General features: G+C 70.3%; 13 protein-coding genes, 2 tRNA genes, 2 pseudogenes and 1 riboswitch. Of the genes and pseudogenes, 7 read left to right on the top strand and 10 right to left on the bottom strand.

Annotated features, from left to right (window positions below; translation table 11 throughout):
- Positions 1-8 precede the first annotated feature (8 nt).
- Positions 9-82, top strand: a tRNA-Lys gene (locus J7E96_RS05985).
- Here J7E96_RS05985 and J7E96_RS05980 read toward each other — a convergent pair.
- The 4 genes and pseudogenes from J7E96_RS05980 to J7E96_RS05965 form a co-directional block, all read right to left on the bottom strand.
- Positions 48-3,246 (bottom strand): annotated as a pseudogene (locus tag J7E96_RS05980) (amidohydrolase family protein). The gene J7E96_RS05985 and the pseudogene J7E96_RS05980 sit on opposite strands and share 35 nt — an antisense overlap.
- A 245-nt stretch (positions 3,247-3,491) precedes the next feature.
- Entirely contained in the window at positions 3,492-4,082 is a 591-nt protein-coding gene (locus J7E96_RS05975; RefSeq protein WP_215128190.1) for a lytic polysaccharide monooxygenase, read from the bottom strand.
- 119 nt (positions 4,083-4,201) lie between these two features.
- The gene (locus J7E96_RS05970) at positions 4,202-5,443 is read right to left on the bottom strand and encodes an SPFH domain-containing protein (RefSeq protein ID WP_215128189.1); all 1,242 of its coding nucleotides are present in this window, start codon (positions 5,441-5,443) and stop codon (positions 4,202-4,204) included.
- 10 nt (positions 5,444-5,453) lie between these two features.
- Complete coding sequence (locus J7E96_RS05965) at positions 5,454-6,842, bottom strand: peptidoglycan-binding protein (RefSeq protein WP_215128187.1); 1,389 nt, start codon at positions 6,840-6,842, stop codon at positions 5,454-5,456.
- 168 nt (positions 6,843-7,010) lie between these two features.
- Between J7E96_RS05965 and J7E96_RS05960 the strand changes: the two genes are divergently transcribed.
- The 3 genes from J7E96_RS05960 to J7E96_RS05950 all read left to right on the top strand — a co-directional run bounded on the left by J7E96_RS05960 (position 7,011) and on the right by J7E96_RS05950 (position 11,407).
- A tRNA-Lys gene (locus J7E96_RS05960) sits at positions 7,011-7,084 on the top strand.
- 436 nt (positions 7,085-7,520) lie between these two features.
- Positions 7,521-9,476: a glycosyltransferase family 2 protein gene (locus tag J7E96_RS05955; protein ID WP_215128185.1), complete on the top strand. Its 1,956-nt coding sequence runs from the start codon at positions 7,521-7,523 to the stop codon at positions 9,474-9,476.
- Positions 9,473-11,407, top strand: coding sequence for a kelch motif-containing protein (locus J7E96_RS05950; protein WP_215128183.1), 1,935 nt, complete (start codon positions 9,473-9,475; stop codon positions 11,405-11,407). The genes J7E96_RS05955 and J7E96_RS05950 overlap by 4 nt, the downstream gene beginning before the upstream one ends.
- An 81-nt stretch (positions 11,408-11,488) precedes the next feature.
- On the opposite strand, the gene J7E96_RS05945 is transcribed toward J7E96_RS05950, so the two are convergent.
- Positions 11,489-12,505, bottom strand: a complete 1,017-nt coding sequence (locus J7E96_RS05945; RefSeq protein ID WP_215128181.1) for a glycoside hydrolase family 6 protein — start codon at positions 12,503-12,505, stop codon at positions 11,489-11,491.
- Positions 12,506-12,732: 227 nt separating this feature from the next.
- Positions 12,733-12,817, top strand: a riboswitch (cobalamin riboswitch).
- A gap of 55 nt (positions 12,818-12,872) precedes the next feature.
- Between J7E96_RS05945 and J7E96_RS05940 the strand changes: the two genes are divergently transcribed.
- Positions 12,873-13,091 carry a CbtB-domain containing protein gene (locus J7E96_RS05940; protein ID WP_215128179.1) on the top strand — a complete coding sequence of 73 codons (219 nt, stop codon included), beginning with the start codon at positions 12,873-12,875 and terminating at the stop codon, positions 13,089-13,091.
- A 17-nt stretch (positions 13,092-13,108) separates the two neighbouring features.
- Positions 13,109-13,870 (top strand): CbtA family protein, encoded by a 762-nt coding sequence (locus J7E96_RS05935; protein ID WP_215128177.1) that lies wholly within the window; start codon positions 13,109-13,111, stop codon positions 13,868-13,870.
- A gap of 19 nt (positions 13,871-13,889) precedes the next feature.
- On the opposite strand, the gene J7E96_RS05930 is transcribed toward J7E96_RS05935, so the two are convergent.
- The 5 genes and pseudogenes from J7E96_RS05930 to J7E96_RS05910 form a co-directional block, all read right to left on the bottom strand.
- On the bottom strand, positions 13,890-14,561 hold the full coding sequence (locus J7E96_RS05930; RefSeq protein WP_215128176.1) for a class F sortase: 672 nt from the start codon (positions 14,559-14,561) through the stop codon (positions 13,890-13,892).
- 1 nt (position 14,562) lies between these two features.
- Complete coding sequence (locus J7E96_RS05925) at positions 14,563-15,129, bottom strand: hypothetical protein (RefSeq protein ID WP_215128174.1); 567 nt, start codon at positions 15,127-15,129, stop codon at positions 14,563-14,565.
- 106 nt (positions 15,130-15,235) lie between these two features.
- The gene (locus J7E96_RS05920; RefSeq protein ID WP_214898322.1) at positions 15,236-16,015 is read right to left on the bottom strand and encodes an HAD-IIA family hydrolase; all 780 of its coding nucleotides are present in this window, start codon (positions 16,013-16,015) and stop codon (positions 15,236-15,238) included.
- 73 nt (positions 16,016-16,088) lie between these two features.
- Entirely contained in the window at positions 16,089-17,633 is a 1,545-nt protein-coding gene (locus tag J7E96_RS05915; protein WP_215128172.1) for an alkaline phosphatase family protein, read from the bottom strand.
- 139 nt (positions 17,634-17,772) lie between these two features.
- Positions 17,773-18,252 (bottom strand): annotated as a pseudogene (locus tag J7E96_RS05910) (FAD-dependent oxidoreductase); the annotation flags it as partial.
- 157 nt (positions 18,253-18,409) lie between these two features.
- Between J7E96_RS05910 and J7E96_RS05905 the strand changes: the two are divergent.
- A complete protein-coding gene (locus J7E96_RS05905; protein WP_215128170.1) occupies positions 18,410-19,270 on the top strand; it encodes an alpha/beta fold hydrolase in 861 nt (286 codons plus the stop codon).
- Positions 19,271-19,298: the final 28 nt, after the last annotated feature.

Raw genomic sequence — 19,298 nt, 5'->3', positions numbered from 1 at the left:
CGAGTCAAGCGCCGCTAGCTCAGTTGGTTAGAGCAGCTGACTCTTAATCAGCGGGTCCGGGGTTCGAGTCCCTGGCGGCGCACAGACGAAAGACCCTCGCGAAAGCGGGGGTCTTTTTCGTACCGCTCCCGGACGGCCGGCTTTGTGTACGCACGCTCCAGGGCTGCCCGCTCATGGGGGCGGCCCGCGATCAGCACCCTGTCCGTCTTCGTCAGGTCGTCGAAGTCCGTGAACGGGTCGCCGTCGATGATCGTCAGGTCCGCGAGCCTTCCCGGTGCGACCGTGCCGAGGTCCTGGGCCGCGCCGAAGATCGCCGCCGGGATCGCGGTCGCCGTGAGCAGTGCCTCGGAGGGGGAGAATCCGTGGCGGACCAGGGCTCGCAGGGCCAGGTGCAGGAAGAGGCCCACGGGGGTGATCGGTGAATCCGTGCCCAGGGCCACCTGGCCGCCGCCCTTGGTGACGGTACGTACGGTGGTCATCTCGCGGCGCAGGGCCAGGCGCTCGCTCGCGGTGGGTGTTCTTGCCGCCAGTGCGCGGACCGCCTGGGCGTCCCACGGGGGCATCATCGCCGTCACCCTCGGGTCGTCGGCGAGCTCCGGGGTGTCGGCGAGGAGGTGGCCGGCGGTGAAGGGGGTCTCGATCAGGCTCAGGCCGCCGCGCGTGTAGTTCTCGACGGTGTCCTGGTGGGTGACTCCGCCTGCCGTCGCGCCGTGCCCGTGGTCGGCGCGTTCGGTGGCGACGAGGTGGGTGGTCAGGTCCTGGCCGGTCTGGATGCCCTGCGAGCAGAGGTGGGAGCCGGAAGATACGCCGAGCCGTTCGTGGCCGAAGCGGGCCGCCTCCTCCATCACCCAGGCCGGGGCGCGGACGTACGTCTTCACGAAGTCCCAGGCAAGGGCCTCGCCACGGGACAGGGAGCGGCGAAGGCCGGCGCGGGTGGTGTGGGCTCGGCCCATGCTGTACGCCACGCGGGAGCCGTCGAGGAGTTCGCCGGTGGTGAGCAGGCGCGGTCCGGCGAGGCGGCCGGAGGTGATGTCTTCGCGGAGGCGGGCCTGCTCGTAACTGAAACCGCCGAGGGAGACGGTGGTCGTGATGCCGTACGCCAGGTTCAGCGCGGGCTGGCGTGCGCCGTACGTGTACTGCCACGGGTGGGTGTGCGTGTCCCACAGGCCGGGCAGGACGGTGCGGGCGGAGGCGTCGACGCGGCGGGTCGTGCGACGGCCTGGACGGTGGGGCTCGACTGCCGTGATGCGGCCGGATCGGACGAGGATGTCGACGTTCTCGCGGAACGCGTCGCCGCCGGTCGCGGCCGTCCCGTCCCAGAGGCGGCCCGCGTGGACAACTGTGTCGACGGGGGCCTGGCGGCGGTAGGTGAGGCGGACGGGGACGGTGCGGGGGCGGCCGCCGTCACCGCCGCCGAGCGGGTGGAGGCGGAGGCGGGTGCCCGAGAGGTAGAGGAGCGTACGGGAGTCGGCGGACCAGGAGGGGTGGTCGGCGGGCTCGTCGTCGGCGGTGATGCGGTGTGGGTCCCCGGTGGGGGTGCCGTCCGGGCTGACCGGGAGCAGCCACAGGGCCGACTCGCTGACGCAGGCCATGGTCCGGCCGTCGGGGGACCAGACCGGGCCGGACGCGTACCGGTCGGAGAGCGAGATGTGCGGGGCGAGGGGGTGGAGGCGGGAGGCGCCGGTGGTGGTGTCGACGACGCGGATGAGGTTGTAGCCCTCGCGGTGGCGGAGGTTGAGGCGGTTGCGGTCGCAGTACGCGAGGTAGCGGCCGTCCGGCGAGAAGCTGGGGCGGCCGGGCAGTCCGCCGCCTGCGAGCGGGGCGGCGAGGGTCTGTTCGGCGCCGGTGGCGAGGTCGCGGACGATCAGGTTTCCGGCCAGGTCGAGTGCGGCCAGGCGCTTGCCGTCCGGGGAGAGGGCGGCATGGACGCGGCCCGGTCCGGTGAGTGACGTGTCCCTGCCGGTGGTCAGGTCGTGGCGGCGTACGGCGTTGAGCCCGGCGTCGCGGTCGTCGACGTACAGCAGCGCCTGGCCGTCGGGGGTCCAGACGGGTGCCCTGGAGGTAGGTGGTGGGGGCGGCTTGGACCAGCTTGCGGGGGGTGGCGGTGGATGTGCCTGATGTGGGGGCGACCCAGAGGGCGTTGAGCGCGGCGAAGGCGACGGAGGCGCCGTCGGGAGAGAGTGCGGGGAGGTGGATGCCGCGTACGGGGCGGGCGCGGTCGGGCTCGAAGTCGTACGTCTTGGTGCGGTAGCGGGGGCGTACGACGGGGAGCGTCGCCGCGAAGGGGACGGTGACGGCGGGCGTGTCGCGGTGCGGGCGGACGATGCGGAACTGGCCGTCGACGGTGAGCAGCAGCCGCTCGTCGTCGAGCCAGCGGGGCGGGGCGGTGGCGATCTCGCCGTCCACGGGGGCGGGCTTGCCGTCGACGACGAGGGTGACTTGCTCGTAGCGGCCGGGTGCGGGGGCGAGGGTGCTGAGCCAGGCGCGGCGGCCTGCCGGGGAGAGGGCGGGGGTGAGGAGATTGCCGGGGCCGGGGTCGGCGTGTTCGACGGTGACGGGGCCGGTTGTGGTGGCTGGGGTGGCGGCGAGGGTGCGGGACTTGAGGGCGGTGCCGTCGAGGGTGCCTCGGACGAAGAGGATCATTGCCCCGTCCGGCGACCACACCGGGTCGAAGTCCTCCCAGGCGGCGGCTTGGCCCGGTCCCTGCTGGCCGGGCAGTCCCGTGTGCTGGGTCAGCTTTCCGGTGCGTACGTCGACGGACCAGATCCGGTACGGGCTGCCCTTGACGGGGTCGCCGCCGCGTTCGGAGGAGAAGGCGATGCGGGTTCCGTCCGGGGACCAGGCGGGGGCTCGGTCGTCCCACGGGCCGTCGGCGGTGAGGGGGCGCAGGCCGGAACCGTCCCTGGCCATCACCCAGATGTGGAACTGGCCGCCCTTGAAACAGGCGGCGGCGATGTGCCGGCCGTCGGGGGAGCAGGTGGGACGGCTGGGTTCGAGGTCGGGTGGGGTGAGGGCGGTGGCGGTGGCGGGCGAGCCGTCGCGCGGGACTGCCCAGAGGATGTTCTGGACTTCGGCGACGAGTGGGCCGGTGGGGGTGGTGGGGGTGGCTGCGCCGTTGGTGGCGGCGGTGAGGTGGAGGGGGGTGGCGGCTTCGGCTGCCGAAGCCTCTGCCGGGGGCAGGCCCCCGATCGCCGCGGCCGCGACGGCGGTTCCGGCGGCGGACTGCAGGAACTGCCTGCGCGGCATGGACGTCACGACTGCCCCCTGGGACTCGGAAGTCGCGATCCTTCCCCCTGCGGCTGCTGCGCAAGCCACCGGATGCGGTGGCAGGGCGTGTCCTGCGGAGCTTTCCCCTACCCGCCCCTTCCCGAACTGGGGTGCTGCCCCAGGCCCCGCTCCTCAATCGCCGGACGTGCTCCAAGGAGCCCGTCCGGCGATTGAGGACACGCCTACAGGGCGTCCCGGGGCCTGGGGGCTTTGCTGACCCAGGGTCAGAACTGGACGTCCGAGCACGCGTAGAACGCGTTCGTCGTGTCCGCGATGGTCCAGACCGCCAGGATGATGTGCCGCCCGGTCTTCTGGGTCGGGACCGTCCCCTGGTGGGTCAGGGTGGACGGCGGCTGCTGGCCGCCGTACGGGACCGTCATGAACGGCTGCGATTCCAGGGCCGCCCGGGTGAGCGGCCTGCTGGAGTCCCAGCCGTTCTTGGTGATGTAGTACCTGAAGTCACTCGTCGCGTGCCTGGCGGTGAACTGCCAGCGGAAGCCGTACCCCTGGCCGGCAGTGAGCCTGGTGGCGGGCCAGGCTCCTCCGCGGGGGTCGTCGAGCTGGGCGAACTGGCTGTTGCCGCCGGCGCAGATCTTGCCGTCGGCCGGACCGGAGGTGGGGAATCCCTTCGGCCCTTCGACGCTCTGCGGTTCCCACTGGATGTTGCCGCAGCCGGTCACCGTGCCGTTGGCACAGAGTTTCTGCCGGCTGATCGGGGAGTCCGTGTAGCCGTGGCTGCTCGCGCTGCCGGTGCCCACAAGGGACACCCCGGCTATCGCGAGGCCTACCACGGCCGCACCCATCTTGATTCGCATGCTGGCTCCTGAACGTGGGGGCAGTTCTGTGAGCTGTGCTGCGCGCGTGTCGTGCGGTCTAGACCAAGTCCCAATGTATTAACGGTAAATGAACATGTCCAGACCAATCGTGGAGGTGTTCACAGACCCTCCCCACGGCCCGTGTAGAACGCCACCGTCAAGTCCTTCACGAGCGCCTTCCGCTCGTAGTCGTCCAGCTCGACCAGCCCCCGCGACGTCAGCCGCGTCACCGTGTCGTCCACCGCGTCCACCACCGACGTCAGCACACTGTCCCGGTGCTGCGCGTCGAGCGCCGCGACCCGCCGGCGCCGCATCGCCGCCGCCACCTCGGGGGCGTACTCGATCCGCGTCGGCTGCACCGAGGAGACGTCGATGCCCACCGGCGCCGCCTCCGCCGCCAGCATCCGCGTCAGCGCGTCACCGACCGCCTCCGCGTCGCGCAGCGTCGGCGCCGTGTCGTGGAAGGCGTCGGCCGGCAGCTGCGACAGCACCCGCGCCATCGCCGCCTCCACCTGCTCGCGCAAGTACTGGACGTGGTCCTCGACGGCGAGCACCGCCCGCGCCGTGTCCCTGATCCGCCACACCACCAGGACCACGACCTGCAGCGCGACGCCGTGCGCGTCCACGGCCGGCATCGGTTCACTGCGCCAATGCCGCAGCCGTACGTCGACCCGGCGGCGCAGCAGCAGCGGGCTCACCCACACCAGGCCGCTGCGCCGCACGGTCCCCCGGTAGTCGCCGAACAGCGACAGCACCCAGGCGTATCCGACCCGCCCCCGGGCCAGACCGCCGAACGCGAAGAGGACCAGAACCACCAGCGCGGCCAGCACCGCCCATGTCCCGAGCGCGATTCCGTCGTACGGGCGAAGGGGCAGCCCGAGCAGTACGGCGACCGGCGGCGGCACCGCCCCCGTCCACCACACCAGCGCCGCGCCCACCGCGAGCGCGCCCGCCCCCACTCCGACCGCACACCAGCCGGGCAGCGCGGGGCCCGGCCGCTCCGCGAGCCCGGCGTCGGCGGGCGCCGCGGGCCGGGGGGACCGGACGTGCCCAGGTGCGGAAGCGGAGGCGGAGGTGGACGCGGGCCCCGGCGCGGGCTGGCCGCGGCCATCGACTCGGGGCTGCTCGCCCGTGCCCTTCCGGCGGCTGATCACCGAGGCGCCCGGCGGCAGCGTCAGCGCGGTCGGGCCGATGTCGTCGCGGAAGAGGAGGTGCACCGGGATCTCGACGGTGGACTCGTTCCTGATGACCGGGGCCCTCGGCGCGACCTCGGCGCCCGGCCGCCCGGAAGCGTCCGGTGCGGAGGCCGTCACCGCCGATGCACCGTCGGGCTCGGATGTCTCTGATGTCGTGGTGCTCATCGTTCCTCCGTCATGCGAAGAGCCGCCGCCAAGTCTGGGGGCCGGGGTAACCGTCGGCCGCCGCACCGCGCCAGCCCTGCGCACGCTGGAACGCCTCGACGTTGCGCCGGTCCGCCTCGGTCCAGCGCGGGCCCGGCCCCGACACGTAGTGCTTGCCGTAGCCCTTCCTCACCAGTTGTCTGCCGAGCTTGTCGACGTACTCGTTCGACTGGCCGGGCCTGAAGTACTGCCGGCCGGGGAACTTCAGGCCACCGGTCGTGGCGCCTGTACCCGCGCCCGTCCCAGTCCCCGTACCGCCGGAGCCGCTGCCGGCGCCCTGGCCGCCGCCGTCCGCCGCCGGGATGTCCTTGCCCTGCTTCGAGACCAGCAGCCGCCAGGTGTGCGGCCCCGGCGTGCCGTCGGCCTCCGAGCCGGTCCAGCCCTGGGCGCGCTGGAACGCCTCGGTGGCGCGCCGGTCGGCCTCGCCCCAGGCGGGTCCGGGGCCCACGCTGTAGAACCGCTTGCCGCCCCGCGCGACGAGCATCTTGCCGAGCTGGGTGACGTACCTGTTGTTCGCGCCCGGTCCGAAGTACTTCCGGCCGGGGTAGGCCGTTGTGGTGGCACCGGCGCCGCCGGTGCCACCGGTGCCACCGCTGAGTCCGTTGTAGCGGTACCCGAGATAGCGCGAGGAGTTGTTCCAGTAGGCGTACGGGGTGGCCTGCCTGCGGGTGTGCGGGCGGGTCTGCTCGTACGCGATGTAGTGGGTCTGCGTGGAGTCGGTCCAGCCGCCGAAGATCGTGACGTGCGAGCCCTTGTTCGGGTCGGCCGGGTTGTGGAAGAGGAGGATGTCGCCGGGCTCCAGCTGCTCCCGGTTTATACGCGTGCCGTACCCGGCGAGGCTGCCCGTCCATTCGTTGCCGTCGAGGTTCCAGGCCATCGACACGTACCCCGAGCAGTCCTGCCGGTATCCGTCGCTCCAGTACTTCTCCATGCTGTACGGGACCTTGGCGTCCAGCCAGCGCTTGGCGCGGGTGATGATCTCGGCTCGGGTGGTGACCCTCAGGGCGGGCCGGGTGGCCGTCGGGGTGACGTGCGAGGTCTGGCCCGTCTGGCCGTTGTCACCCGGCCGGCCGCCGTGCAGCGGAGCGGGGCCGCCCTGCGGGGTCTCCGGGTCGTGGTCGGCTCCCGTCCTGGCGGGAGCATGGCCGGGAGCGGCGGCGGTCGCCGCGCCGCCGGCGCCGCCGCCGAGGACCACGCCCGCGGCGGTGGCGAGCACCAGCGCGCGGCGGGCTCCGTGGGCGGCCGGGTGGCCGCCGGCCGCGACCGTCAGGCCGAGGGCCGCGGCCCGGCGTTCCTGGGCGCAGCCCGGGCAGCCGCAGTCGGCCGCGGGCTCGTACTCCTCGAAAACCGGCATCGTCATGCGGTTCCCCTCCCGTGGGTTTTTTTGGCGCATCTGCACGGGTGACAGTGTTTCAACTCTCTGGACATAACGCATGCTGACGGTACAAATGATAACCAAACGGACAGTACGTGGCGTGGCCGGTCCGAGCACCCGCGACAGTCGGGTAAAGTTCTCCGGGTCAGACAGGCGCCGCTAGCTCAGTTGGTTAGAGCAGCTGACTCTTAATCAGCGGGTCCGGGGTTCGAGTCCCTGGCGGCGCACACGACGTCGAAGCCCCCTCACCGAGCGTGAGGGGGCTTCGGTGATTTCCGGACACTCCACCGACACCGAACCCGTGTCGCAACCGGCCCCCAAAGCCCTCGTATGACCGGTAAACGCCTTGTTTCACCCTTGCGATCAAGGATGGGGGTCGTAGACCCTATCCTGGAGCCAGTGGCTCCAATGGGGCGGGCGGTTCGGGCAAGTTGGGGGCGAGTCCGACAGCCGGGGGGCTGACGGAGCACAGGGGGCGGGGGCCCCGTTCGTGGAGCGATTCCGGGGCGGGCATCATGCAACCGGAAGGTTGTCGTCCCATGTCTGAAGGTCTGAAGGGATGACAGCAGACCACTTGTACGCCCGGGATGGTCGAGGGGGACCGCCGCCGGGTGAAGAGACCGACGAACACACGCAGCCAGCATGCGTGCGGGGGGATGACTCATGACGTCGACGCCGACCGGCGCCCGGCACAACAACGACCCTTCCCGGACCGCACAGCTTCGGGTACCCCCGCAGCTGCGGACCGGCGGGTCCCGTATGCGGGCCAAAAAGCCGCTGCCGAGATACGACTACGAGCACTACAGCCGACTCGCCGGGCCCCTGACCCAGCCCGACCCGGCCAAGCCGTACACCGTGCAGTACCGCTCGCTGCTCTCGCAGGAGCCGCACCGTATCCGCGCCGCCCTGCTGCTGTGCGCCGCGCCGCTGCTGTCGCTGGGGCTGTTCGTCTGGCTGATGCAGCCCGCGCACTGGACCGAGCGCGACCCGAACCTCAAGAACGACACGCTGGTGATCCTCGACATCGTCATGCTGGTCTCGATCGGACTGATCGAGCTCTTCCGCACGATGAATGTCCTGTCGAACGCGCACGCCACCCTGGTCGCCCGCGACCCCGTACCCGTCGTGCCCGAGACCGGCACCCGGGTCGCCTTCCTCACCTCCTTCGTGCCCGGCAAAGAGCCGCTGGAGATGGTGACGAAGACGCTGGAGGCGGCGGTCAGGATCCGCCACCGCGGGCTGATGCACGTATGGCTGCTGGACGAGGGCAACGACCCGGCGGTCAGAGAGGTCTGCGAGCGCCTCGGCGTGCACCACTTCTCGCGCAAGGGCATCGCGAAGTGGAACCAGGCCAAGGGACCGCACCGCGCCAAGACCAAGCACGGCAACTACAACGCCTGGCTCGACGCGCACGGCGACGACTACGACTTCTTCGCCTCCGTCGACACCGACCACGTTCCGCTGCCCAACTACCTGGAGCGGATGCTCGGCTACTTCCGCGACCCGGACATCGGCTTCGTCATCGGGCCGCAGGTGTACGGCAACTACGACACCTTCGTCACCAAGGCCGCCGAGTCGCAGCAGTTCCTGTTCCATGCCCTGATCCAGCGCGCGGGTAACCGCTACGGCGCGCCGATGTTCGTCGGCACGTCCAATGCCGTGCGCATCAGCGCGCTCAAGCAGATCGGCGGCCTGTACGACTCGATCACCGAGGACATGGCGACGGGCTTCGAGATCCACCGCGCCACGAACCCGGCCACCCGCAAGAAGTGGCGGTCCGTCTACACCCCGGACGTGCTGGCCGTCGGCGAGGGCCCGACCGCCTGGACCGACTTCTTCACGCAGCAGCTGCGCTGGTCCCGCGGAACGTACGAGACGATCCTCAAGCAGTACTGGAGGGGCTACGGCACCATGCCCGCGGGCAAGCTCTTCAACTACACGATGATGATCATCTTCTACCCGATGTCGGCCATGAACTGGATCCTCGCGGCACTGAGCTGCGCGCTCTTCCTGGGCATGGGCGCCTCGGGTGTGCAGATCGACCCGGCGATCTGGATGATGCTGTACGGCAACGCCTCCGCGCTCCAGATCGGCCTCTACATCTGGAACCGCCGCCACAACGTGTCGCCGCACGAGCCCGAGGGCTCCGGCGGTCTGGCCGGCATGGTGATGTCCGCGCTCTCGGCGCCGATCTACGCGCGCTCGCTCATGGACGCCGCGTTCCGCCGCAAGTCCAGCTTCGTGGTGACGCCCAAGGGCGACTCCTCCAGCCCCGACACGCTCTTCGGCACCTTCCGTATCCACCTGTTCTTCATCCTGGTCTTCGGCGGATCCCTCGGCTCCTCCTTCTACTTCGGCCACAACCACCCCGCGATGATCACCTGGGCCACACTGGCGCTGCTCATCACGGCGGCCCCGATCTTCGCCTGGCGCTGGTCCATGCGCGAGGAGAAGAAGAGGAAGAGGAAGACACCGGGCAGGCACGGGGCGCCGCCGCCGAGCCACTCCGAGCAGCCGCCGGCCGGTCCCCCGACCGAGGCTCACCTGCCGCAGCAGAAGCCCACCTGGACCGCTTCCGACCAGACCATGCAGATCGCCCTTGGGGGACGTAAGAAATGAACTACCGTCCGAGCCGCCGCACCCGCCGCCTGGCGATAACGGGTGCGGTGGTGCTCGCTCTGGCGGGGATGAACGGGCCCGCGCTCTACCGCTTCGGCTCGGAGCAGTACCACGACTACAAGATCAACCGGCCGGAGTACAAGGCCGCCAACGGCCACTGGGACTTCCTCGACGTCCCCGCGGAGTTCCGGATCAACACGATCCACGCCGCCCTGCTGCACACCGGCAAGGTGCTGCTCATCGCGGGCTCGGGGAACAACCAGAAGAACTTCGACGCCAAGAAGTTCCAGTCGGTGCTGTGGGACCCGAAGACCGACGAGTACAAGATGATCCCGACGCCCAAGGACATGTTCTGCGCCGGGCACACCCAGCTCCCCGACGGAAAGCTGCTCGTGGCGGGCGGCACCAAGCGGTACGAGAAGCTTGAGGGCGACGTCACCAAGGCCGGCGGCCTGATGATCGTCCACAACGAGGACCCGGACGCCCCGAAGACGCTGCCGGCGGGCACGATCTTCACGGGGAAGAAGAACGGCAAGACGTACGTCTCCAAGGACCCCGTCCTGGTGGAGAAGGCCAAGAAGATCTTCGACCCGGCGACCGGCCGGTTCCTGCGCACCGAGGCGGGGCTCGGGCGGATCTACGTCGAGGCCAAGGCGTCCGGCAAGAAGTACGAGTCCGGTACGGAGGACAACTACCGGGTCCACGGCCTCACGGGCACCGACGCCAAGAACGTGTACGGCATTGCGCAGAAGCTCGCCCTGGACAAGAAGGACTTCCAGGGCATCAAGGAGGCCTACGAGTTCGATCCGGTGGCGGAGAAGTACATCACCGTCGACCCGATGAACGAGGCCCGCTGGTACCCGACGCTCACGACGCTGGAGGACGGCAAGGTCCTGTCGCTGTCCGGGCTGGACGAGATCGGGCAGATCGTGCCCGGCAAGGACGAGATCTACGACCCCGTCACGAAGAAGTGGGAGTACACCGGGGTCATCAGGAAGTTCCCGACGTACCCCGCGATCTTCCTGATGAACAACGGCAAGCTCTTCTACTCCGGCTCCAACGCCGGGTACGGGCCCGCCGACGAGGGCCGCGAGCCGGGCATCTGGGACCTGAAGACCAACAAGTTCAAGAAGATCCCCGGCCTCAGCGACCCGGACCGGATGGAGACCTCCGCGACCGTGCGGCTGCCTCCCGCCCAGGACGAGAAGTACATGGTCATCGGCGGGGGTGGAGTCGGCGAGTCCGAGAAGTCCAGTGAGAAGTCGCGCCTGGTCGACCTCAAGGACCCGAACCCCCGCTTCAAGGACGGCGACTCGCTCGATGAGGGCACCCGCTACCCGAGCGCGTCCCTGATGCCCGACGACACCGTCCTGATCACCGGCGGCTCCAACGACTACCGCGGGCGCGGCGGCTCCGACATCCTTCAGGCGCGGCTGTACGACGCCAAGACCGGCAAGTACCGCCGGGTGGCCGACCCGGCCGTGGGCCGCAACTACCACTCGGGCTCGCTGCTGCTGCCCGACGGACGCGTCATGATCTTCGGGTCCGACTCGCTCTACTCCGACAAGACCAACACCCGGCCCGGCGTCTTCGAGCAGCGCATCGAGATCTATACGCCGCCGTACCTCTTCCGGGACGCGCGGCCGAAGCTCACCGGCGGTCCGGCCAGCATCAAGCGGGGCGGTACGGCGACCTTCAAGTCGGCGCACGCCGCGTCCGTCAAGGACGCGAAGCTGATGCGGCCGAGTGCGGTCACCCATGTGACGGATGTCGATCAGCGCACGGTCGCGCTGGAGATGAAGAAGACGAAGGACGGCATCTCGGTCACCGTGCCGAAGAACCGGGCGCTGGTGCCGTCCGGCTACTACATGCTGTTCGTGACGGACGATCAGGGCACCCCGTCCGAGGGCGTCTGGATCGAGGTCCCGTAGAGCCCGTAGACCGCTCCCGGTAACGGAGAGGGGAGGGCCGCCCGGCGCCGGGCGGCCCTCCCCTCGTTTCCCGCGTAACGACTACTTCGCGTTGCGGGCCAGTTCGAGCGCGTACTCCTCGTACCACTCGCCGGCCTTCGGGCCGCCCTTGCAGTCGCCGTCCGACTCACCGGGACGCTTGATCCACAGGAACGCGTCGACCAGCGGATCACCCGTCTTGGTGGTCGGCTTCTCACCGAGCGCGCGGCCCGGCGGATTGCACCAGTTCTCCTCGGGGTCGCCCTCGGTGTACGGACCGTTGCCGTTGCGGCTGGTGTCGATCACGAAGGGCTTGTTGCCCACCTTCGGCGAGAGCTTCTTGCCGAATTCCTTGGACGCCTCGGTGGTCTGGAAGTTGGAGACGTTCACCGAGAAGCCGTCGGCGTCCGCGATGCCCGCCCGCTGGAGCGGCTCGAACAGCGCGTCCGGCGTCTTCCAGCCCGCGTTGCCCGCGTCGAGGTAGACCTTGGCCTTCGGCTGCTGCTTGAGGCGCTTGATGGCGCCCTTGAGGAGGTCGTACCGCTCCTCGTGGAACTCCTCCGGCGTGCAGTTCTGTACGAGATGGAGCACCGCGTCCGGCTCCAGGATCACGGTCGCCGGGCGGTCGCCGATGCCCTTCGCGATCTCGTCGACCCACGCCCGGTAGGCGTTGCCGTCGGCGGCGCCGCCCTTCGAGAACTGCCCGCAGTCGCGGTGCGGGATGTTGTAGAGCACGAGCAGCGCGTCGCGGTCGGCCTTCTCGGCCGCCTCCGTGTACCCCTTGGCCTGCGCCTCGGCGTTCTCCGGACCGATCCACTCGGCGGTCGGCTGCTCGGCGATCTTCGTGATCAGATCGGCCTTCTCGTCGTCGCCTTCCTCGGCGTACGTCGCGACCTGCTTGGCGGCGTTTCCTTCCGGATTGACCCAGTACGGATCGCTGCCCTTCGGCTGCTGCTTCACCTGTGGCCGGTTCTCGCCGCCGCCTCCGCCGGACGAGGAACAGCCCGCCAGAAGCAGCGCGGCCCCCACCGCGGTCACCAGGACACCCTTACGCCTACGGCCGCTGTAACTGCCGTACATCCAACTCCCCCTTGGCTGTACTGAATATATGAGGACCCCCCGGCCCCTCCCCGGACACATCCGGTCGAAACCATCCTGACACACCGGCCCGGCGCGGGGGGCGCGGAAGGGTACGGGCACGGGTACGCGAGCGCCGGCAGCCACGCCGGTAAATCGCCCTGTTGACAGTGCTCAGCCAGGCTGGGACTCTCCGGAGGACAACTCCACACACATCGAGGCGACGGTGGACAGGAACCCGGTGCGATCCCGGGACGGTCCCGCCACTGTGACCGTACGAGGGCCCAAGTGCCCCCGTACGGGAGTCAGGAACTGACCCGTCGCCTCTCCTGCAATGGGGCGTGGAAACCCCAGAAGGAGGCACACCGGTATGTCACTGCACACCGCGCAGCACACCGACACCGCGGCGGTCACGTCCGCCACGACCACCGCCCGCCACTGGCTGATCATGGCCGCTGCGGCGATCATCGCCCTGGTCGCGCTCTACGCGGTCTTCATGGACAACGGCACGGCCGTCGCCGCGACGGGCGACTACCTCCACGAGTTCTCGCACGACGGCAGGCACCTCTTCGGTGCCCCCTGCCACTGATCGGGGCCGTACGCACCATGTCAACACCTGTACTGCCCCTGCTCGGACGCGGGCTGGCGGCGGGCGGGGTGGCCGGCCTTGCCGCCGGCCTGTTCTCCCTGCTCCTCGCCGAGCCCCTGATGGACCGTGCGATCCGCCTCGAAGAGGCGCGCTCCGCCGCCAAGGAGCATTCGCACGACGCCGCCACGGCCGTCCAGCACCACGAGGAACTGTTCTCCCGCTCCACCCAGCACGTCGGCCTGGTCGTCACGGCGGTCATAGCGGGCCTCGCGCTGGGCGCCCTGTTCGCACTCGCCTACGCCTTGGTGCACCGCCGTACGGGCCTCGGTGAACGGCCGTGGCCCCGCGCCCTGGCCTTCGGCGCGGCCGCCTTCGTGGCGGTCTCGCTGCTGCCGGGACTCCGCTACCCCGCCAACCCGCCGGGGGTCGGAGACTCCGGCACCGTCGCCAGCCGCCAGGCCCTGTGGCTGGCGGCCGTCGTGATCGGCATCCTCGGCATGGTGCTGGCCTGGCAGGTGTACGTACGCCTGGCCGACCGGTCGGATCCGGTGCGCCAGGTCGCGGTGGCCGTCACGGCGGTCGCGACGCTCGCGGTGCTCTTCGCGCTGCCGGGCAACCCGGACGAGGTCCCCGTACCGGCGACGCTGCTGTGGGACTTCCGCATCCTGTCGCTGGCCTCGCACGCGCTGCTCTGGGCGGTGTTCGCGGGGGTGTTCGGCGCGCTCGGGCTGCGGGCGGCGGGGCGTACTGCTCCGGCGGCGGCTCCGGTGGCGGCGTAACGGCGCGTACACGGCTTCGTCAGCCCTGACTGGTACCCGTCAGGTAGGCCGACACCACCACATTCGCCGTGTAGGTGCGGGCCTTCTTGTCGTACGTGCCCCCGCAGGTGATCAGGCGCAGTTCCGCCCGGTCGCTCTCGCGGGGGCCGTACACCTTCTGCGGGTCGAAGCGTTCGCGCGTGAAGACCTGGACGTCGTCGATGGTGAACTCCAGGCGCTCGCCGCCTGCCCCCGTCACCCGGATCTTCTCGCCGGGGCGCGCGGCGCTCAGGTGGTAGAAGACGGCGGGCTTGCTCTCGGTGTCGACATGCCCGACGAGCAACGCGGCTCCCTCGGCGCCCGGCGCGGTCCCGCTGCCGTACCAGCCGACCTTCGACGGCTGGTGGTACGGCGGCGGATCGACGGCGCCCGACGTGTCGAGCCCACGGGGCACGACAGGGGCCGTGATGCCGATGGAGGGCACGGCGAGGTGCCGCGGCGCCGTACCACCGACGGGCGGGTGCGCGGGAGGCAGTGGCACTCCCAGCGGGCGGCCGACAGCGGCCACGTCTCCGGTGGTCGGCGCCGAGCTGCCGCCGGGGCCGTTGGTCATCTCCCGGCCCCACAGCCACAGCCCGAGCAGCAGCACGGCCCAGGCGACACCCGTCAGCAGCCGTCCGCCGCCGCTTGCGGGGCGGTCCTCGGAGGACATGTCAGTCCGAGTCCGTACGACGACGGCGGCGTACGCTCCGGTACGCCACGGCCACGGCCGCCACGCCCGCCAGCACGAGCCCGATCACGGTGTGCGGCGTCCCCGGCCCGCCCTCGTCGGCCGCGGCGACCTCCGCCGTGCCGCCGCCGCCCGCGTGCACGGGTGCGACAGGGGTCGCGTGGTGGGTGGGGTGGTGAGTGGGCTCGTGGTGGTGGACCACGGTGACGGTGCCACTGGCCTGGCCGCCGTCCTTGCACTTCACCCAGATCTGGTAGTCCCCGGCCTTGGCGTCCGAGCGGATGCGGGCCTCGGCGAAAAGGTCACCGCGGTCCGCGGCGGGGCTGAAGTGGGCGGGCGACGAGAAGGCGTCGGACGTACCCGTGGCGTGCCTGCCCCTGCACACGTCGACCCGCAGATCCACCTCCCCGCCGGCAGCGATGGTGGACGGGGTGACCACGACCCGGCCCTCGGTCCCGTTGTCGGCGGGGGCGGCGTGTGCGGCGGCCGCCGGGACGATGACTGCCGCGGCCGCCACTCCGGCACAGAGAGCGAGCTGTATTGAGCGCATAGTGAACCTCCTGGTACTACGAAGATTCACCGGTACGGCCGCATTTCGCATCTCCAGGGGCCCGCGACTGGGCCGTACGGGCCCCTGGAGGTGCGTCGCGGAACGGTCAGACGCGGTCGACGAGGTCCGCGATCGAATCGACGATCGTCGAGGGCCGGAACGGGTAGCGGTCGACGTCCGCCGGCCCCGTCAGACCGGTCAGGACCAGGAACGTCTCCATGCCCGCTTCCAGCCCCGCCAGGACGTCCGTGTCCATCCGGTCGCCGATCATGGCGCTGGTCTCGGAGTGCGCGCCGATCGCGTTGAGCCCGGTCCGCATCATCAGCGGGTTCGGCTTGCCCGCGAAGTACGGGTCCTTGCCCGTCGCCTTGGTGATGAGCGCGGCGACGGCCCCGGTGGCGGGCAGCGGACCCTCCCGGCTCGGGCCGGTCTCGTCGGGGTTGGTACAGATGAAACGCGCACCGGCGTTGATGAGCCGGATCGCCTTGGTGAGAGCCTCGAAGGAGTACGTACGCGTTTCGCCCAGAACCACATAATCCGGCTCGTGGTCGGTCAGGACGTAACCGATGTCGTGCAGCGCGGTGGTCAGTCCCGCCTCGCCGATGACGTAGGCCGTGCCGCCGGGCCGCTGGTCGTCCAGGAAGCGGGCGGTGGCGAGCGCCGAGGTCCAGATGTTCTCGACCGGCACGTCCAGGCCCATGCGGAAGAGCCGGGCGTGGAGGTCGCGGGCGGTGTAGATCGAGTTGTTCGTCAGCACCAGGAAGGGCCTGCCCGACTCGCGGAGGCGCTTGATGAAGGCATCGGCGCCGGGGATGGGCGTTCCCTCGTGAATGAGGACGCCGTCCATGTCGGTGAGCCATGATTCGATCGGCTTGCGCTCTGCCATGTGCCGGACTCCTGCCGTACGCAATAAACGCTGGGGGTGCCCGGACCACACCGTCCGGGCGCCCCCACCTTAATCAGACCGCTGTGATCTTCACCCCGTCGATCGTCCAGTACCAGTTGTTGCTGCCGGTGTAACGGAAGCGGAAGCTGACGCTGGTGGCCCCGGAGGGGACGTTCAGGGTGAGGGACTGGGGCTGTGAGATGACGTCCGAGGTGTACGACCTGACGGCGACCGGAGTGCCGCCGTTCCAGGAGGCGAGGATCTGGGCGCTCTGGCTGCCCTCCTGCCGGTAGAAGGTGGTGAAGTCGAGCTTCACGGTGGCCTTGCCCCCGACGGCGTACGCCGGGGTGACGAGGGTCGAGTCGTACGTACCGGAGAAGGCCTTGTCCGCCCACTCGTCGGAGTCGGCGACCGCGAAGACGCCGCGCGAGCGGACGTTGAGCTCGCGGGACTGGTCGCGCTGGGTCCTGGACCAGAACTCGTCGGTGGCGAAGGACCAGCCGCGCCACTCGGTCATGCCGCCGGTGCCCATGGCGTTGTTGATGACGGACCAGCCGCTGGGCGCGGTGTGCGTGAAGCCGAGGACGCCGGCCGGGATGCCGGTCTCGTCGACGCGGGCGGAGAGGGAGGAATGCAGGGCGTCGAAGGGGTCGGTGGAGCGCTCCTGGATGGGCTTGCCGTCCAGGCCCCAGGCGGGGTCCGGGGTGATGCCGAGCTGCTTGAAGACGGTGGCTGCGACGTCGACGAGGCGGGTGTCGACGGGCCGGGCACCGGCGGCGATTCCCGGGCCCTGGGCGAGGACGAACGTACGGCGCTCCTCGATGGCGCTTCCGCCGTGGCCGCCTGGGTCGGTGTGGCCGTGGTCGGTGGTGACGATGACCGTCCAGCGCTCGGAGGCGTAGGTGGGGCGAGTTTTGATGGCGGCGAGGAGGCGACCGACGTAGGCGTCCTGTAAGTCGATGGCGTCGAGGTACTTCGAGCTCGCGGCGCCGGAGTTGTGGCCGACGATGTCGGTCTGGCCGAAGTAGACGAAGAGGACGTCCGGGTTCTGTTCGCGCAGGATCGACTCGGTCTCGGCGGCGATGGTGGCGTCGTGGCCGGTGTAGCCGTCGGCGTCACCGTCGAGTACGAGCTTGGCGTCGGCGCCGGGGGTGACCGTGCCCTGGGTGTCCAGCGGCTTCCAGTCGACGGCGGCGTAGGTGGAGAGGGCGGGGCGTACCTGGGCGAGGCGGGCGAGGAACCCGGGGTAGCGGGCGTAGTTCTTGCCGGTGAAGGTGTTGTCCTTGACGCCGTGCTTGTCGGGCCAGACTCCGGTGGCGATGGTCGACCAGCCGGGGCCGGAGGAGGTGGCGGCCATGGGGTTGGCGTAGAGGAGTGAGGTGCCGTAGGTGCCGTTGGCCATCAGGGACTTGAGGTGCGGGGCCTTGGCCGCGGCGATTCTGTCGTGGCGTACGCCGTCCATGCCGATCACGAGCACCTTGTCGAGGCTGGTGCCGTTGGGGAGGGTGGGGGCGGCGGTGGCCGCGTGGGCGGGGGCTGCGGCGAGGGGTCCGGCAGCGGCGACGGCTGCTGCTGTGCCGGCGGCGATAACGGAACGTCTGGGTATACCTCGGGACATGTGATCCTCCAACGTACCTGCGCGGGGGTCTGGATCAGACCCGTTACCTTCGCGTGATAACGGAGGCCGGTCCAGACCCTCGCAGCCAAGCTTGGCCGAATGGTTACTGATCAGCTTCCGGTTGCCGACTTCCAGGCGTCCGACCGGACATCAACTGCGCCTGCGCGAGGTCAAGTTGGGCGGTGCGCGGCTCGACGGCGGCGTCACGCTCACACCACAGGGCGGCTTTGAACGCGCCGCGCAGGGCGGGGTTCGCGGCGCGGGCCTCGTCGGCCGTCAGCAGCTTGTAACCGCGGGCGGCCGCGTCGGGCCGGTTCAGGGCGGCCTCGGCGACGGCCAGCTCCAGGTCGTTGCGTACGGGCGTCAGCGAGCCGATGGCCCGGAAGCCGAGCTCGGGGATGCGGGCCCCGATGCCCTCCCAGAGCTCGCGGGCGCGCAGGGCGGTTTCGAGCTCTTCACCGCCCGCGCGGCCGCTGACCCATATCTGGCCGAAGTTGCGGAGGCTGGCCCCGCGGGCTTCGATCTCGCGCTCGATCTGGACGACCTCGTGGCCGCGTTCCACTACGTGCCAGGCGTGCATGGCCCCCACGACGCCGGCTCCAACGACTATGACTCTCAAGGCGGTCACGCTCCTGGGGGCGGGTGACCCGGATGGATCCGCACGGCGACGGCACGGCGAACAGCGACCCAAGGATGACCTAGACCCGTTACGTTGCTGTTATCTGCCCTGGGGAAGTCTGTTGCTCTGCCTGAATGACGCTGACAAAGTCTCGGCCATGCCAACCTTCTCCGCGTACGACGGAACCAAGCTCGCCTACCACGAGTTCGGAGACGGCCCTCCCGGCCCTCCTGTGGTCTGCCTGCCCGGAGGGCCGATGCAGGCCTCCGCATATCTGGGCGGCCTTGGCGGCCTTCGCGGCCTTTCCGCGCACCGGCAGTTGATCATGCTGGACCTCCGGGGTACCGGCGAGTCAGCGACCCCGGAGGACCTTGACTCGTACCGCTGCGACCGGCTCGTCGACGACGTGGACGCCCTGTGCGAGCACCTCGGCCTCGACCGGATGGACCTGCTCGCGCATTCCGCCGGCGCGAACCTGGGTGCCCTGTACGTCGGCCGCCACCCGGAACGCGTCAGCAAACTCGCGCTGATCACGCCCAGTACGAGGGCCGTCGGGATCGAGATCACCGGAGACGTCCGGCGCGCGACCGCCCAGCTCCGCCGGGACGAGCCGTGGTTCGCCGCGGCGTTCGCGGCCTTGGAGGCGATCGTGGCCGGCCGTGCGACGGACGACTGCTGGCAGGCCGCCGCGCCGTTCTTCTACGGCCGCTGGGACGAGGTGGCCCAATCCCATCAGGCCGCCGAGGACGGACAGACAAACAAAGAGGCCGCGACCGCCTTCGCCGCCGAAGGCGCTTTCGCGCCGGAAGCCACCCGCACGGCGCTCGCACTGTTCCGGCAGCCGGTGCTCCTGCTCGCCGGTGAGGTCGACTTGGGAGCCCCTCCTCGCGCGATGGCCGAGTTCACCCAGCTGTTCCCGAACGCCGAGCTCGTCATTCAGCCCGGAGCCGGACACTTCCCGTGGCTGGACGATGCCGACCGGTTTGTGGCGGCCACCGGGGCGTTCCTGGGACAGTGAATCGGCGGCGGATGCGAGCAACCGGACA

Origin of the sequence: Streptomyces sp. ISL-96 (assembly GCF_018614035.1) — a bacterium.
GTDB lineage: Bacteria > Actinomycetota > Actinomycetes > Streptomycetales > Streptomycetaceae > Streptomyces.
Note: the sequence above shows the minus strand (reverse complement) of the source record. Positions and strands in the feature narration are given on the sequence as shown.